Annotated in this window: 20 protein-coding genes; 2 read left to right on the plus strand and 18 right to left on the minus strand. The window is 68.8% G+C overall.

The window, feature by feature from the left end:
• Positions 1 to 64: 64 nt before the first annotated feature.
• The 4 genes from LRH25_RS23540 to LRH25_RS23555 form a co-directional block, all read right to left on the minus strand.
• Positions 65 to 388: a HesB/IscA family protein gene (locus LRH25_RS23540; RefSeq protein ID WP_141290464.1), complete on the minus strand. Its 324-nt coding sequence runs from the start codon at positions 386 to 388 to the stop codon at positions 65 to 67.
• 7 nt (positions 389 to 395) lie between these two features.
• Positions 396 to 815: an iron-sulfur cluster insertion protein ErpA gene (gene erpA, locus LRH25_RS23545; protein WP_141290466.1), complete on the minus strand. Its 420-nt coding sequence runs from the start codon at positions 813 to 815 to the stop codon at positions 396 to 398.
• Positions 816 to 876: 61 nt separating this feature from the next.
• On the minus strand, positions 877 to 1,338 hold the full coding sequence (gene iscU / locus LRH25_RS23550; RefSeq protein ID WP_141290469.1) for a Fe-S cluster assembly scaffold IscU: 462 nt from the start codon (positions 1,336 to 1,338) through the stop codon (positions 877 to 879).
• A 46-nt stretch (positions 1,339 to 1,384) separates the two neighbouring features.
• Positions 1,385 to 2,632, minus strand: a complete 1,248-nt coding sequence (locus tag LRH25_RS23555; protein ID WP_170201081.1) for an IscS subfamily cysteine desulfurase — start codon at positions 2,630 to 2,632, stop codon at positions 1,385 to 1,387.
• 308 nt (positions 2,633 to 2,940) lie between these two features.
• On the opposite strand from LRH25_RS23555, the gene LRH25_RS23560 reads away from it, so the two are divergent.
• Positions 2,941 to 3,447 carry a hypothetical protein gene (locus LRH25_RS23560; protein WP_231012454.1) on the plus strand — a complete coding sequence of 169 codons (507 nt, stop codon included), beginning with the start codon at positions 2,941 to 2,943 and terminating at the stop codon, positions 3,445 to 3,447.
• Positions 3,448 to 3,545: 98 nt separating this feature from the next.
• Here the strand turns inward: LRH25_RS23560 and LRH25_RS23565 are convergent, their stop codons facing one another.
• Both LRH25_RS23565 and LRH25_RS23570 read right to left on the minus strand, forming a co-directional pair.
• Complete coding sequence (locus LRH25_RS23565) at positions 3,546 to 4,382, minus strand: class III extradiol dioxygenase family protein (protein ID WP_141291697.1); 837 nt, start codon at positions 4,380 to 4,382, stop codon at positions 3,546 to 3,548.
• Positions 4,383 to 4,393: 11 nt separating this feature from the next.
• On the minus strand, positions 4,394 to 4,732 hold the full coding sequence (locus tag LRH25_RS23570) for a protocatechuate 4,5-dioxygenase subunit alpha (RefSeq protein ID WP_141291695.1): 339 nt from the start codon (positions 4,730 to 4,732) through the stop codon (positions 4,394 to 4,396).
• 96 nt (positions 4,733 to 4,828) lie between these two features.
• On the opposite strand from LRH25_RS23570, the gene LRH25_RS23575 reads away from it, so the two are divergent.
• On the plus strand, positions 4,829 to 5,773 hold the full coding sequence (locus tag LRH25_RS23575; protein WP_231012455.1) for a LysR family transcriptional regulator: 945 nt from the start codon (positions 4,829 to 4,831) through the stop codon (positions 5,771 to 5,773).
• Positions 5,774 to 5,782: 9 nt separating this feature from the next.
• On the opposite strand, the gene LRH25_RS23580 is transcribed toward LRH25_RS23575, so the two are convergent.
• The 12 genes from LRH25_RS23580 to nifX form a co-directional block, all read right to left on the minus strand.
• On the minus strand, positions 5,783 to 6,202 hold the full coding sequence (locus LRH25_RS23580) for a hypothetical protein (RefSeq protein ID WP_141290289.1): 420 nt from the start codon (positions 6,200 to 6,202) through the stop codon (positions 5,783 to 5,785).
• Positions 6,203 to 6,404: 202 nt separating this feature from the next.
• A complete protein-coding gene (locus tag LRH25_RS23585) occupies positions 6,405 to 6,830 on the minus strand; it encodes a PaaI family thioesterase (protein WP_141290288.1) in 426 nt (141 codons plus the stop codon).
• A 95-nt stretch (positions 6,831 to 6,925) separates the two neighbouring features.
• Positions 6,926 to 7,768, minus strand: coding sequence for an SPFH domain-containing protein (locus tag LRH25_RS23590; protein ID WP_141290287.1), 843 nt, complete (start codon positions 7,766 to 7,768; stop codon positions 6,926 to 6,928).
• 702 nt (positions 7,769 to 8,470) lie between these two features.
• Positions 8,471 to 8,836 (minus strand): hypothetical protein, encoded by a 366-nt coding sequence (locus LRH25_RS23595; RefSeq protein ID WP_141290286.1) that lies wholly within the window; start codon positions 8,834 to 8,836, stop codon positions 8,471 to 8,473.
• Positions 8,837 to 8,881: 45 nt separating this feature from the next.
• Positions 8,882 to 10,006 (minus strand): molybdenum ABC transporter ATP-binding protein, encoded by a 1,125-nt coding sequence (modC, locus tag LRH25_RS23600; protein ID WP_231012458.1) that lies wholly within the window; start codon positions 10,004 to 10,006, stop codon positions 8,882 to 8,884.
• Positions 10,003 to 10,710, minus strand: a complete 708-nt coding sequence (gene modB / locus LRH25_RS23605) for a molybdate ABC transporter permease subunit (protein ID WP_231012477.1) — start codon at positions 10,708 to 10,710, stop codon at positions 10,003 to 10,005. The genes modC and modB overlap by 4 nt, the downstream gene beginning before the upstream one ends.
• 28 nt (positions 10,711 to 10,738) lie before the next feature.
• Complete coding sequence (gene modA / locus LRH25_RS23610; protein ID WP_141291917.1) at positions 10,739 to 11,491, minus strand: molybdate ABC transporter substrate-binding protein; 753 nt, start codon at positions 11,489 to 11,491, stop codon at positions 10,739 to 10,741.
• A gap of 8 nt (positions 11,492 to 11,499) precedes the next feature.
• Positions 11,500 to 12,153: a nitrogen fixation protein NifQ gene (locus tag LRH25_RS23615; protein ID WP_231012460.1), complete on the minus strand. Its 654-nt coding sequence runs from the start codon at positions 12,151 to 12,153 to the stop codon at positions 11,500 to 11,502.
• A gap of 3 nt (positions 12,154 to 12,156) precedes the next feature.
• A complete protein-coding gene (fdxB, locus tag LRH25_RS23620) occupies positions 12,157 to 12,462 on the minus strand; it encodes a ferredoxin III, nif-specific (RefSeq protein WP_141289928.1) in 306 nt (101 codons plus the stop codon).
• Positions 12,463 to 12,481: 19 nt separating this feature from the next.
• Complete coding sequence (locus LRH25_RS23625; protein ID WP_141289927.1) at positions 12,482 to 12,697, minus strand: CCE_0567 family metalloprotein; 216 nt, start codon at positions 12,695 to 12,697, stop codon at positions 12,482 to 12,484.
• Positions 12,690 to 13,181 (minus strand): NifX-associated nitrogen fixation protein, encoded by a 492-nt coding sequence (locus tag LRH25_RS23630; RefSeq protein ID WP_141289926.1) that lies wholly within the window; start codon positions 13,179 to 13,181, stop codon positions 12,690 to 12,692. Before LRH25_RS23630 ends, LRH25_RS23625 begins: the two co-directional genes overlap by 8 nt.
• A complete protein-coding gene (nifX, locus tag LRH25_RS23635) occupies positions 13,178 to 13,600 on the minus strand; it encodes a nitrogen fixation protein NifX (RefSeq protein WP_141289925.1) in 423 nt (140 codons plus the stop codon). The genes LRH25_RS23630 and nifX overlap by 4 nt, the downstream gene beginning before the upstream one ends.
• Positions 13,601 to 13,625: the final 25 nt, after the last annotated feature.

Genomic DNA, 13,625 nt, shown 5'->3' on the forward strand with positions numbered 1-13,625 from the left:
TTGCCGGCCTGCCAGCGGTGCCCCCCTTGAGGGGGCGCGCGAAGCGCGTAGGGGGTGGGCCCGTCTAGACCGCGAAGGACTCGCCGCAGCCGCAGTTGGCGGTGGCGTTCGGGTTGTGGAACTTGAAGCCTTCGTTGAGGCCTTCGCGCACCCAGTCCAGCTGGGTGCCGTCGACCAGCGGCAGGCTCTTGGCGTCCACTAGCAGGGTCACGCCTTCGCTGGCGAACTGCAAGTCTTCCGGTGCGGGGGACTCGGCGAATTCCAGCGCGTAGGCATAGCCCGAGCAGCCGCTGGTCTTCACGGCCACGCGCAGGCCGAAGCCGCCGCCGCGCTGCGCCAGCGCCTTCTGGATCTGCCTGGCGGCCTTGGGCGTCACACTGAGTGTCATGACGGCCTCACACGCTGAAGGAGCTGCCGCAGCCGCAGGTGCTGGCGGCATTCGGGTTGCGGATGATGAAGCGCGAGCCGTCCAGGCTTTCCTCGTAGTCGATCTGCGCGCCCATCACGTACTGCAGGCTGGAGGCATCGACCAGCACCTTGATCGCGCCGGCCTCGACGCAGAGGTCGTCGTCCTTGGCCACGTCGTCGAACGCGAAGCCGTACTGGAAGCCGGAGCAGCCGCCGCCGGTCACGAAGATGCGCAGCTTCAGCTCAGGGTCGCCCTCTTCGGCCAGCATCGCGCCGACCTTGCCGATGGCCGCGTCGCTGACCTGCAGCTTGGGCGCGCCCTCGGGCAGAACGAAGGGCTCTGACGGCGGGCGAGGCGTGGTGGCGCAGCTGCTGCCGGCGTTCGGTTGGGATTGGCAAGCGGACATGGTGGGTTCCTGTTCGGTGAATGGCCACTGGGGCCAGGGAGGCGAAGGAAATCCGCGGCGCTCAGGCGACGGCAGTGGCGTTCGCGGCGGACGGGCTGCAGGCGGGCTGTTCCAGCGTGGTCGCGGCGCCCGCATCCGTGGCGACATGGCGCTGCCGGTAGTCGGCCACCGCCGCCTTGATGGCGTCTTCGGCGAGGATGGAGCAATGGATCTTCACCGGCGGCAGCGCCAGCTCCTCGGCGATGCTGGTGTTCTTGATGGCCAGCGCCTGGTCCAGCGTCTTGCCCTTGACCCATTCGGTGACCAGCGACGAAGAGGCGATGGCCGAGCCGCAGCCATAGGTCTTGAAACGTGCGTCCTCGATCAGGCCGGTGGCCGGGTTCACGCGGATCTGCAGCTTCATCACGTCACCGCAGGCGGGCGCGCCGACCATGCCGGTGCCCACGCCATCGTCGTCTGCGCCAAAGGCGCCCACGTTGCGCGGGTTCTCGTAGTGCTCGATGACTTTTTCGCTGTAGGCCATGGGGGCTCCTGGGGCTCTGGGAATGAAGGGGCGGGTTGGGTGGGGTTCAGTGCTCGGCCCACTGCACGCTGGCGAGGTCCACGCCGGCGCAGTGCATGTCCCACAGCGGGCTCAGCTCGCGCAGGCGGGCCACCGTGGCTTTCACGCGGGCCAGTGCGGTGTCGATGTCGGCCTCGGTGGTGAAACGGCCGAACGAGAAGCGGATCGAGCTGTGGGCCACTTCGTCGGACAGGCCCAGCGCGCGCAGCACGTAGCTGGGCTCCAGGCTGGCCGAGGTGCAGGCCGAGCCGGAGGACACGGCAATGCCCTTCATTCCCATCAGCAGCGACTCGCCTTCGACGAAGGTGAAGCTCAGGTTCAGGTTGTGCGGCACGCGCTGCTGCAGGCTGCCGTTGACCAGCACCTCGGGGATCTCGCGAGCCCCCGCCAGCAGCCGGTCGCGCAGCGCCGCGATGCGCTGGTTCTCGCTGGCCATGCTTTGCCGCGCCAGCCGGTAGGCCTCGCCCATGCCGACGATCTGGTGCGTGGCCAGCGTGCCCGAGCGCATGCCGCGCTCGTGGCCGCCGCCGTGCATCTGCTCCTCGATGCGCACGCGCGGCTTGCGCCGCACGTAGAGCGCGCCAATGCCCTTGGGGCCGTAGGTCTTGTGGGCCGACAGGCTCATCAGGTCCACCGGCAGCGTGGCCAGGTCGATCTCTACCTTGCCGCTGGCCTGCGCCGCGTCCACATGGAACAGCACGCCCTTGCTGCGGCACAGCGCGCCAATCGCGGCCACGTCCTGGATCACGCCGATCTCGTTGTTGACGAACATCACCGAGACCAGCAAGGTGTCTGGCCGCAGCGCGGCCTTGAGCACGTCGATGTCCAGCAGGCCATCGGGCTGCACGTCCAGGTAGCTCACCTCGAAGCCCTGGCGCTCCAGTTCCCGCATGGTGTCGAGCACGGCCTTGTGCTCGGTCTTCAGCGTGATCAGGTGCTTGCCCCTGGCCTGGTAGAAGCGGGCCGCGCCCTTCAGGGCCAGGTTGTTGGACTCGGTCGCGCCCGAGGTCCAGACGATCTCGCGCGGGTCCGCGCCGATCAGCCCGGCCACGTGCTCGCGGGCGATCTCCACCGCCTCTTCGGCGGCCCAGCCGTAGGCATGGCTGCGGGAGGCCGGGTTGCCGAACTGCTCGTACAGGTAGGGCACCATCGCATGGACCACGCGCGGGTCCACCGGCGTGGTGGCGGCATAGTCGAGATAGATCGGCTTGCCGTCCAGCTTCAGATCCAGCGAACCCCGTGTCGAGCCATTCATCGCACCACTCCCAGTCAGGTCAGGTGCTCCTTCTTCTCAAGGAACGTGCCAGTTCCGGCGGCTCGTATTCCGGCACCGGAAACATCAAACGAATCAGGCACTTGGCGCCATTCGAGCGGGCTGGGAATCGATGCCGCACGACCACCGGCCCCTGTCGTGCGGACAGCCGCTGTCGGCTTTGTCGGATGTACGACGCAGCGGCGCCGGGCCGCCCGGGGCCCTGCCCTGCGAAGGCGCTGCGGGCCCGTTGTTTGCGTCAGCAGCAAGGCAGCACCCCGCGCAAGACGCAACCCGACAAGCGACCGACCATGAACCTCTTCACCGGCGAATCAGCAGACGAATTCTTTGGCGGCGAGATGCCGGCGGCCGCTCGCCAGGCGCTTCGCCTGGCAGCCCACGCGCCGCGCGAGGAAGTGGCCTCGCTGCTGTGGACCGCGCAGGCCATGGCGCCGCAGGCGCTGGGCGTGTATTACGTGCTCTACAAGCACCACGCCAGCCAGCGCGAACTGGCCGAGGCCGAACGCGCCGCGCGCCGCGGCCTGCAGGAGGCCGCCCGCCAGGCCGGCCTGGCGGCAGACTGGCGCTCGGTCACGCCGGCCACGCTGCCGGCCGGCGTGGACTTCCAGGGCAGCGGCCCGGCGCGCTTCTGGCTGTTCACGCTCAAGGCCCTGGCCTTCCTCAGCCTGCGCGGCGGCCACCCTGAGGAGGCCCGTGAACTGCTGGCCACCATCGCCGCGCTGGACCCGCAGGCGCGCATCGGCGACGAGGTGGTGGCCTCGCTGCTGGCCTCGATCAGCGGCGGTGCCGGCGTCTGAAACAGGCGCCTGAATTCACCGAAGCCCGGTGTCCCTCACCCTTGCTCACCGGCAAGGGCTGCGACGTCCGACAGGCAAGTCGACACCAGCCTGCTGCTTCAAGCCGGCACCATCAGCATCAGCCCGGAAGCGGTGTTCGAGATGGGGATGTGGTAGTTCCGGTGCAGGCAGCGCACCGGGCCGCCGAGCGCTGCGCGGGTGGCCAGCCACATCAGCAGCTCCACGCCCTGAGTGCCGGCCTTCTCCACCAGTTCGGGGATGCTGAACCGGGTTGCCCATTCGGGATCGTTCACCAGGCTGTCCATGAACTGCAGGTCGAAGGCCTTGTTGATGAAGCCGGCGCGCTGGCCGTCGAGTTGGTGGCTCAGCCCACCGGTACCGAGCACGGCCACGCGGGCATCGCCAGGCCAGCAGGCAATGGCCCGGCCCACCGCCTCGCCCAGCGCCCAGCAGCGGCGTGCCGAAGGCAGCGGGAATTGCACGGTGTTGATGCAGATGGGCACCACCTTCACCGGCCACTGCTGGTCCGGCCAGAGCAGCGCCATGGGCAGCGTGAAGGCATGGTCCACCACCATCTCCTGGCAGGTCGTGAGGTCGAAGTCCTCGGCCATCAGCTGCTCGATCAGGTGCCAGGACAGCGCCGGGTGGCCCTCGAAGGCCGGCAGCGTGGGCAGGCCCCAGCCTTCGTCGGCATTGCGGTACTGCGGCGCGGCGCCCAGCGCGAAGGTGGGCATCTTGTCGAGGAAGAAGTTCAGGCCGTGGTCGTTGTAGAAGACGACCAGCACGTCCGGCCGGGCTTCGGCCAGCCAGCGGTGCACCGGGGCGAAGGCGTCGAAGAAGGGCTTCCAGTAAGGGTCTTGCTGCAAGCCTTTGGCAATGGCGCGGCCAATGGCCGGGACGTGGGACGTGCAGATGCCGCCGATGAGTTGGGCCATGGGGTTCTCCTTCAGCGCGCGGCCAGCAACTTGGCCTGGAATTCGGCCTTGGTGGTGCCGGTCTGCTGGGCGCCGATGTCCTGCATGTCCAGCCCGAAGATGCCGGCCAGCTTGGCCAGGTAGTAGGCATTGCCGCCGGCCTCGATCATCTGCAGCACCTGGCGGCTGCGCACCGCCTCGCGCTGCGGCGGCGTGAGGCCGTAGCGGGTGCAGTAGGCATCCTCGTCCTGCAGGAAAGCGGCGCGGTTGGCGGCTTCGTTGAACGAGAAGCACATCTTGTTGAGCGCGTAGCCCTTGATGGCCTGCCGGCCATCGAACAAGGTGGTGCCGGGAATGTCGGGTGTGCACATGGCGAGCCCTTTCTCGGGGTTTCAGCACGGGGTTTGATGCCGCTCAGTATTCCGGCGCCCCGGCGCCGGATAAAGGCCGCCACACTCATGCAACCCATGAACGCCATCGATCATTTGGACCTGGACGGCCACCTGCTCGCGCTGCTGTTGGCAGTGCATGAAGAGGGCTCGGTGACGCGCGCTGCGCAGCGCCTGGACCTCACGCAGTCGGCCGTCAGCCACGGGCTGGACCGGCTGCGTGCCATCGTCGGCCACCCCTTGTTCGTGAAGTCGGGTCGCGGCATTGCACCCACCGCGCAGGCGGACCTGCTGGCCGGCCGTGCGCGCCGGCTGCTCGACGAGCTGCGCGGCTTCAGCCTGGCCGCAGGCTTCGAGCCGGCCCGGCTGCAGGCCTGCATCACCGTGGCGGCCAACGACCTGCAGCGCGACCTGCTGCTGCCGCGGCTGCTGCGCCGGCTGCGGTCGCAGGCACCGGGCCTGACGCTGAGGGTGATGGATTCAGGCGCGCCAGAGCCAGCGACGCTGCGCGAGCAGGCCTGCCAGCTGATCCTCACGCCGCGCCCACCTGAAGGCGCGGACCTGATGCAGAAGCGCTTGTTCGAGGACGCCTACCGCGTCTTCTACGATCCGGCCTGCCGCGCCGCACCCCAGGGGCTGGCGGACTACCTCGCGGCCGAGCATGTCAGCGTGCTGTACGCGCCGCGCCGCACGCTGGCGGTGGACGACTGGCTGGCTGCGCAAGGCGTGGCGCGCAGCATCGTGGCCACGGTGCCAGGCATGGCCGGCCTGGGCGCGATGTTGCGCGGCAGCGCCTGGCTGGCCACGGCGCCCAGCCTGTTGGCACAAGGCGCACTGGCCAGCCTGGCCTCTGTCGCGCCGCCGCTGGCCACGCCACCGCTGCCCATGTATGCCGTGTGGCACCTGCGGCACCAGGAGGACCCGGTGCACCGCTGGCTGCGCGCCGCATTGGCAGCGGAAGTTGAAGCGGCATTGGCCGCCGCGATCAATGCCCAGGACTCGGGCGGTGAACCCAGGTCCTGAAGATGGGACTCACTCCGCCTGCGGCGTGATCTTTTCAAACCTCAGGATGGCCGAACCGGTGTTGTCGTAGCAAGGCTCGTCGATGACGATGGCCGAGAACTTGCCAACGCCCTTCACCTTGAACTGCTGGGCTTTGCCAGCCTTCACGGCCAGGCCCCACCCCGTCTTGGCCGCGCTGCCACCGCGGATGACGACGGTGTCAATGAGGCAACCACCGGTGGGATCTTCACCGCCACAGCTCATGTCGTTGTCCACCAGCGAAACGGTGTAGCTGCCGGCGTCCAGCTGGAAGGTGGCCCGGCCGCCGGTCATCGTGTCCAGGCTCAGGCAGGCCGCCTTGGCGTCGATCAGCACGTCCTGCGCGATGGCACTGGTAGCGGCCACGGCCGCAAAACCCACAACAGCAATTTTCTTGATCGCGTTCAACATTTCGATTCCCCTTGATGATTCATTCCAAATGACGGCGGCCTGCACTTCCTGATGCTTGTCAGAAGCGAGGGGCCGCAGGGCTGGCAGCCGCATGTGCTCGCCTCGAAGGCGGGAGCCAGCAGTTGCCATGGCTGCGCATGCTAGGCAGCCTGCGTAGTCGGCCCGTAGTCAGAACCTGCGGGGATGGAAGGTTGACGGACCGTCAGGCCACCGGACCCGCCACGACCGACAGCAAGGTCTCGCCGGTGGCAACGAGCTTCTCGGCACCGGCCGCCTGGGCATACAACTCACAGGCGGTGAACACCTGCGACTTGCCTGGCTTGACGACACGCGCCCTGGCCACGAACCGCTCGCCCGTCGCCGGGCGCAGGCAGTTGACTGAAAAGTGCGAGGCCAGCACCCGCCCGGCGACGGTCGCCGCGGCGAAGCCGCAGGCCGTGTCGATGAGCGCGCCGATCAGTCCGGCATGCAGGAAGCCAGCGTACTGCCCGACTTCCGGCCGCCATGCCATGGCAATTTCGACCTTGCCAGGCTCCGCGCTGATGACCTCGATGCCGCACCATCGATTGAAGGCCGCAGTCTGGTTGATGGCTCGGATCTGGGCCAGCGGGTCAGGCAGTGAGTCCATTGCGATGCGTCCCGAGAAGGTAGACAAGGGCAATGTAGGCCGCGGGTTCGGGCGCGGCTGTCAAGGCGGGGACAATTGCCGCACGGCCCTTCCCGCTACCGGCCAACCAGCACAGGCGTGTTGCCTTGCACGATCACGCAGTTCTTGCTTTCCTTGCAGGCCTCCGAATAGCGTTTGATGCCCTCCAGCTGCACGAACTGCGCCGCGTCCAGCTTCATCTGCTCGCGGTAGGCGTTGTCCGCGTTGGCGCGGCTTTGCTCCGCCTGCAACCGTGAATCCTCGGCAAGCTTGCGCTGTGTCTCCGTCTTCTTGCGCTGCTGCTGCACCGCAGTCGCATTCATCTCGGCGATCACCGGTGCATCGGGCAAGGCCTTGCCCATGTTCACGTTGAGCAATTCGACGTGCAGGCCGGTCGCCTTGATGTGCTCCCGAAACTGCCGCGCGATTTCCTTTTCGATCGCCGCCAGGGTCTCCGGGTCCGTCATGATGGGCGTCATCGAATACTTCTTCGTCACGTCCCGGACGATGGTCCGGTATTGCTCCTTCAGGTTGTTCTCATACCAGCCGCTGGCACCGAACTTCTTGACCAGCTCGGCCGGATCCTTCCATTGGATGACGACGTAACTCGCGTAGTTGATGAAGTTGTTGTCCCCCGTGGCCAGATGCTCCAAAGGTTCGTCGCGTTTCGTCGGCACCAGCGAAACCTCCAAGCCATCGGTCGTCAGCCAGTACCAGGACAGACCCGGCTTCTGGGTTTCGTCGCGCGGGCCGCCGTGCCCGAAGAACCAGGGGTTGTCGATCAAGACGGTCTCCGACCCCGGCGGCGTCACGATGCGGTGACAGCCCGACAGGAGCAAGACGGAAAGAAGCAAGTTCAAGTGCCGCATGTTGGGTCCATGATGAAGAGAATGTCGGATTGCATCGCGGCGCAAGATCATTGCGCTGGTTGTTCGCAGGACGGCGTCGCAGGAGCCTCGTCACCTGAACCTTGCGCGCCCAGGGCGGCAGTTCGGCCGCCCGCGGAGACCGAAAACGGTCGGCAGTGCCCATTCTTCACCGTTGGCTGAGCAAGCAGGCAGGCCGTGTTGAACTGAACCATCACGGCGCCCCCGGCCTGGAGATGCGGTGAGCCATGCGCGGGATCGCCCCCCGGCGCTTTTTTCGGGCCATTATGGTCACTGGCGGGGTCGCGTAAAGCGCTGGTGAATGGCCAATCGGCATCAAGCCTTGCGCTCGAACACCACCTTCACATCTGCGGGCGCGGGCGAGACAGGGCGCTGAACTGACGAGGAAGTCGGCGCCGGCTTGGGCGTTAGCCAGGGCGTTGGTGGCGCTGACGCCGCCTGCGGGGGCAACGAGGGGCGCAGGCCGCGCTCGGCCAGGGCTTGGGCCTAGCTGCCCCACTTCCACGACCAGGCGCTTTTCGGGCTGGGCAGCGCGCAGCGCGGCGGGCCAGGAACAGGCTGCGTTCAGGGAAGACCAGCAAGGATTCGGACAGGCCCAGGCGGGGCATCACGGCGCCACCCGCGGCCACCGCACGCACGGCCGGCGCGCCGCTGCAGAGTGGCGCGTCTTCCGCCACCAGCAGCGCAGCAGTTCGTCGCTCAGGCGGTCCATGGCGCGGGCGCCCCACGCAGGTTTCAAAGGCGGGGAATGTGCTGCGGCGGCACGATCTCGAATCCGCTGTGGTGAGCCCGGCCGCCGCAGCTGCCCTCGCCTTCGATGACTTCCACGGTGCGCAACCACTGGCCGTTCAGGCAGCGCCAGGCCTCGAAGTCTTCGGCGCGCAGCATGCGCATGCAGGGCTGGTCTTCGTCGTCGAAGCTGTAGTCCCACTGCGAGAAGTGGTGGCGGTAGTAGCAGAGCAGGCCCAGCGCGTCGTAGCCGCGCCACTTGGAGGCAGGCACGCCGTCGTCGTGGTGCGATTCGATGCGCACCGGCCAGCAGACCTGGGCCTGCAGTTCGGCCGGCAGGCGCGCCTGCCAGCTCTGGGGTTCACGCTCCATGGTGTGTCTCTCCTTTGACCGGCCCTCAGCGACATTCAGCGCCCTTCAGCGCATCAGCGAGACGGCCTTGATCTGGGCGAAAAGGGGCTGGCCCACCGCCAGTTGCAGGCCTTCGAACGAACGCCGGGTGATGCGGGCAAGCAGGCGTGTAGCGGCGGGCATGGCTTGGGTGGCATGGCCCAGGCGCAGGCCCAGCAGCGCGGTGGCGGCGCCCAGCTGCACCTCGGCCAGCGTGACGGGCAGCACGTTAAGGATGCTGCTGTCGGCCGCGGCGCTGCGGGCCACGCTCACGTCCCGCGCCAGCACGCGGGCGCGCACGGGGCTGCCGGGCGGCTGCGCCAGCGCGCCTACCCACAGCCCCAGTGCTTGCTCACCGCCGCCTTGCCCGGCGCCGTCCAGGCCGAGCAGGCTGAGGCCGAACGGCGGGTCATGCGCCTGCACCGTAGCCTGCAGCACCACGCCGGCATCCTCGGCGGAGGCCAGTGGCAGGTCTGTGCGGGCCAGCAGCTCGGCCAGCGGGCCGGAAGCCTGCACCCGGCCGGCGGCCATCAGCACCAGGTGGTCGGCCAGGCGGGCGACCTCGTCCAGCGCGTGGGTGACGTAGACGATGGGCATGGCCAGCGCCACATGCAGGCGCTCCAGGTAGGGCAGGATCTCGGCCTTGCGGGCAGCGTCCAGCGCGGCCAGCGGCTCGTCCATCAACAGCAGCTGCGGGCTGGTGAGCAGTGCGCGGGCAATGGCCACGCGCTGGCGCTCGCCGCCCGAGAGCGTGACGGGCTGGCGGGCCAGCAGGTGATCGATGCCCAGCAGTGCCGCGGCCTGCGCCAGCTCGATGCGGGCGCTGCCAGGCGCCACGCGCCGCAGGCCGTAGCGCAGGTTCTTCTCCACGCTGAGGTGAGGGAACAGCGCGGCTTCCTGGATCACGTAGCCGATGGGGCGCTGGTGCGGCGGTAGGAAGCGGCCGGCCGCATCGTCCTGCCAGACCTGCTCGGCGGCCTGGCCCACGGCGACGCTGCCCTGCGCGCGCTCCAGCCCGGCCAGCGCGCGCAGCACGGTGGTCTTGCCGCAGCCCGAAGGGCCGAACAGCGCGGTGATGCCGCGCGCGGGCAGTTGCAGCGCCAGGTCCAGCGTGAAGTCACGCCGGGGCAGGCGCAGCCGCAGGCTGATCATGGCGCGCCCGCCACGGTGGACGCGACCCGCGCCGCTGCGCGCGGCCGGTTGACCAGCTGCAGCGAGACCAGCACGGCCAACGCGAACACGACCATCGCGGCGGCCAGGCGGTGCGCGTCGGCAAACTCGGTGGCTTCGACGTGGTCGTACAGCGCCACGCTGAGCACGCGCGTCTTGCCGGGGATGCTGCCGCCCAGCATCAACACCACGCCGAATTCGCCCAGCGCGTGGGCAAAGCCCAGCACCAGCGCGGTGACCAGGCCGGGGCGGGCCAGCGGCAGCGCGATGGAAAAGAAGCGGTCCAGCGGGCCGGCGCGCAGCGTGGCGGCGGCCTCCAGCAGGCGCGGCGGAATGGCCTCGAAGGCCTGCTGCAGCGGCTGCACCACGAAAGGCAGCGAGCACAGCACCGAGCCCACCACCAGCCCGGCGAAGGTGAAGGGCAGCCGGCCCAGGCCCAGCGCCTGCGTGGCCTGGCCCACCGGCCCTTGCGGGCCCATCAGCACCAGCAGGTAGAAGCCCAGCACGGTGGGCGGCAGCACCAGCGGCATGGCCACCAGCGCCGTCCACAATGGCTTGAGCGCCGATCGGGTGCCCGCCAGCCACCAGGCCAGCGGCGTGCCCAGCAGCAGCAGGAGCACGGTGCTGAGACCGGCCAGTTGCAGGCTCAGGGTGATGGCCTGCCAGTCAGCCGGGGAGAAGGCCACGGAGAAGGACAGCGTGGTCACAGGTGCCTCAATGGCCGTAGCCGTAGGCGGCGATCACGGCGCGGGCGGCGGGGGTCTTGAGGTAGTCCAGCAGTGCACGCGCGGCGGCGCTGCCCTCGCCGGCCTTGAGCAGCACCGCGTCCTGGCGAATCTCGCCATACAGCGTGGGCGGCACCAGCCAGTACGAGCCGCGCGGCGGCTTGCCGGGCTCGGCCACCTGAGAAAGCGCGACAAAGCCCAGCTCGGCATTGCCTGTGAGCACGAACTGGTAGGCCTGGGCGATGCTCTCGGCGGTGATCAGCCTGGGCGCCACGGCCTCGGTGAGGCCGCGCGCCTTCAGCACTTCCATGCCAGCCGCGCCATAGGGCGCGAGCTTGGGATTGGCCACGGCCAGGTGCTGGAACCTGCCGCCGGCCAGCACCTGGCCCTCGGCGTCCACCAGGCCGGGCTGGGCGCTCCACAGCACCAGCTTGCCCAGCGCATAGGTGAAATTGCTGCCGCGCACCGCCAGGCCTTCCTGGACCAGCTTGCGCGGTATTTCGTCGTCCGCCGCGAGCAGCACCTCGAAAGGCGCGCCAGCCTGGATCTGCGTGTAGAACTTGCCGGTGGCGCCGCTGGTGCTGAGCAAGGTGTGGCCAGTGGCGCTGGCAAAGCCCTCGGCGATGCGGGCCAGCGGGCCGGCGAAGTTGGCGGCGACAGCCACCTGCACTTCGGCCGCACCGGCCTGCGCTGCCAGCAGGCCGGCGAGCAGGGCAAAGACCAGGCGGCATGTAGCAGGCATGGCGGGCCTCAATGCGCAGCCTCTTCCGGACCGAAGCACAAGGCCTGGTCGGTGCACACGCCGCAACTGGGCGCGCGGCACAGGCTGATCTCGGCCTGGTCGCACAGTTGCTTGTAGAGGAACTTCTTCCACTTCATGTCGCGGTCATTGCGCGCAGCAAGCCGGGGGAAGCGGGCCTGCATCAGGGCCGAGAGCTCGCGGCGCGACGGCAGGTGCAGGTCCTGCCAGAGGTGGTCCTGGCCCAGCGTGGCCTGGGCCAGCGCATGGGCCAGCCAGCGGTCTTCGGCAGGGCACTGCGCCCCGGCCTCGCCTGCGCAGGTGGTGAGCAGGCCCACCAGGTCCTCGATCTCGTCTTGCCGCGGCTCCGGCCGCGCAGCGCTCTCCAGCGCGGGCCAGTCCAGTGCCAGCGCACGGTCCACGCCGGGGAACCAGCGCGCGAGCAACTGCCGGGTGTCGGCCGCGCCGAGGTCGGTCAGCGGCAGCCAGGCCAGCCCGTGGCGGGACCAGGCGGTGGCCAGCACGCCTGCCATGGCCTGCACCTCGGGCGCCTCGCCCTCGGGTGCATGGCACATCAGCGTGGTCCACAGGCGCAGGCGCTCGCCCGTGGGCAAGGCGCCGTGCGGCGGCAGCGAAGGTCGCGTGGTGCGTGCTTCGGCAGCCATGGCTCAGACCGGCAGCGCCGCGTGCGTGTAGCACTTCTTCGGGCAGATCTTGGCGCAGGCGGTGCAGCCGATGCACAGCTCGCCGTGCGCGATCGTCATCACTTTCTTCTCGTATTCCTCGTCTTCGTCCTCGTCCTCGCCGACGGCCACGCGCTCGCCGTCTTCGTTGAGGCCGACCATGGCCAGCACGCCGCGCGGGCAGACCTTGAAGCAGCGGCCACAGCCGATGCAGCTGGCCTCGTTGATCTGCTGGACGAACGTGGGCACCCAGACCTTGCCGCTGGGCAGCGTGACGGAGAAGTTGTTCATGTCATCTGCTCCCCCGGCCTCAGGCCTTGGCGGACGCGGCCGCTTCGGCCTCGGCCACGCGCGCCCGTGCGGCCATCAGCGCGGCGTGGGCGTCGTGCGCGACCTGGGCCACGGCGAGGATGCGCTCCCAGTTCGTCGGTAGGTCCTCGGACAGGTCGTGCAGGTCCATCTTGGCTTGCGTGGCCTTGGCGTTGAGCTTCCTGGCCTCGGTCTTGAGTTGGTCCAGCTCAGCCATAGGTGGCCACCTCCTTGTAGCGCTCGACCATGCCCACACCTTCGTCGACCAGCTTGGTCCCCGCCTCGGCCAGCTTGGCCAGGCTGGCGTAGCCGAAGCGGTGCACATCGCGCAGGTGGCGGTTGACAACGATGAGCCGGCCGGCGGTGAGCACGGCACGGCCAAAGCCTTCGTGGCTCATCTTCATCATCGGGCTGACCATGCAGCCGGTGGCCCGCTCGATGCACAGGCCGATGGCGTTGTGGAACAGGTCCAGGCGCCACAGGGTGTCCGGGTCCGGGTCGCCCATCATGGGCAGCGCGCGGCGCTGCTCGGCGCTGAGCACGTAGGGGGCGAGCAGCGTGATGTCGCGCTTGCCCTCCCAGGTGCCGTGGGTGTCCTGCGCGCGCAGCTGCTTGACGAGTTCGCGCAGGAAGGGGGTTTGCAGCAGTGCTTCCTCGGCTGCGGCTTCGGCCGCGGGTTCTGTGGCGATGGCATCGGTCATGGGGTCACCTCTTCGTCTTCAAAGTCGGGGCGCAGTGCGGCGTCTGGCGCTTGGTCCTTCAGCAAGGCCTTGCGCAGCCAGGGCGGCGGCGTACCTTGCAGCACCACCTGCATGCGGTCCAGCAACTCGGCAATGGGCTCGGGCTGGTTGACCTTGATCGGGTGGATCTTGCTGGCCACGACGCGGGCCGCGGCCGAGCCGCCGATGGCGGCCACGTAGACGATGGCGCAGTCCCGGATGGCTTCGAGCTTGGGCGCGAGCTTGTCTTCGTTGCCGTCCTCGGCCAGGTCGTCGCCGAAGGGGAAGTCCTGCACGAAGTTGTGACCCTGGGCGTCGATCTCATAGACGGCCAGGTGCTTGGCCCAGCCGAAGTGCGCGTCCACGCGCTGCTGGTCCTGGGTGGCGAAGGCGATTTTCATGGGCGCTCCTGGAAGGGGATGGAGG

Origin of the sequence: Ideonella azotifigens, from assembly GCF_021043325.1 — a bacterium.
Taxonomy (GTDB): Bacteria; Pseudomonadota; Gammaproteobacteria; order Burkholderiales; family Burkholderiaceae_C; genus Ideonella; species Ideonella azotifigens.

Bases quoted from the DNA above. Each gene is read 5' to 3' on its own strand.
- LRH25_RS23540 (WP_141290464.1), bottom strand. From the start codon at position 388: ATGACACTCAGTGTGACGCCCAAGGCCGCCAGGCAGATCCAGAAGGCG.
- erpA (WP_141290466.1), bottom strand. From the start codon at position 815: ATGTCCGCTTGCCAATCCCAACCGAACGCCGGCAGCAGCTGCGCCACC.
- iscU (WP_141290469.1), bottom strand. From the start codon at position 1,338: ATGGCCTACAGCGAAAAAGTCATCGAGCACTACGAGAACCCGCGCAAC.
- LRH25_RS23555 (WP_170201081.1), bottom strand. From the start codon at position 2,632: ATGAATGGCTCGACACGGGGTTCGCTGGATCTGAAGCTGGACGGCAAG.
- LRH25_RS23560 (WP_231012454.1), top strand. From the start codon at position 2,941: ATGAACCTCTTCACCGGCGAATCAGCAGACGAATTCTTTGGCGGCGAG.
- LRH25_RS23565 (WP_141291697.1), bottom strand. From the start codon at position 4,382: ATGGCCCAACTCATCGGCGGCATCTGCACGTCCCACGTCCCGGCCATT.
- LRH25_RS23570 (WP_141291695.1), bottom strand. From the start codon at position 4,732: ATGTGCACACCCGACATTCCCGGCACCACCTTGTTCGATGGCCGGCAG.
- LRH25_RS23575 (WP_231012455.1), top strand. From the start codon at position 4,829: ATGAACGCCATCGATCATTTGGACCTGGACGGCCACCTGCTCGCGCTG.
- LRH25_RS23580 (WP_141290289.1), bottom strand. From the start codon at position 6,202: ATGTTGAACGCGATCAAGAAAATTGCTGTTGTGGGTTTTGCGGCCGTG.
- LRH25_RS23585 (WP_141290288.1), bottom strand. From the start codon at position 6,830: ATGGACTCACTGCCTGACCCGCTGGCCCAGATCCGAGCCATCAACCAG.
- LRH25_RS23590 (WP_141290287.1), bottom strand. From the start codon at position 7,768: ATGATCTTGCGCCGCGATGCAATCCGACATTCTCTTCATCATGGACCC.
- LRH25_RS23595 (WP_141290286.1), bottom strand. From the start codon at position 8,836: ATGGAGCGTGAACCCCAGAGCTGGCAGGCGCGCCTGCCGGCCGAACTG.
- modC (WP_231012458.1), bottom strand. From the start codon at position 10,006: ATGATCAGCCTGCGGCTGCGCCTGCCCCGGCGTGACTTCACGCTGGAC.
- modA (WP_141291917.1), bottom strand. From the start codon at position 11,491: ATGCCTGCTACATGCCGCCTGGTCTTTGCCCTGCTCGCCGGCCTGCTG.
- LRH25_RS23615 (WP_231012460.1), bottom strand. From the start codon at position 12,153: ATGGCTGCCGAAGCACGCACCACGCGACCTTCGCTGCCGCCGCACGGC.
- fdxB (WP_141289928.1), bottom strand. From the start codon at position 12,462: ATGAACAACTTCTCCGTCACGCTGCCCAGCGGCAAGGTCTGGGTGCCC.
- LRH25_RS23625 (WP_141289927.1), bottom strand. From the start codon at position 12,697: ATGGCTGAGCTGGACCAACTCAAGACCGAGGCCAGGAAGCTCAACGCC.
- LRH25_RS23630 (WP_141289926.1), bottom strand. From the start codon at position 13,181: ATGACCGATGCCATCGCCACAGAACCCGCGGCCGAAGCCGCAGCCGAG.
- nifX (WP_141289925.1), bottom strand. From the start codon at position 13,600: ATGAAAATCGCCTTCGCCACCCAGGACCAGCAGCGCGTGGACGCGCAC.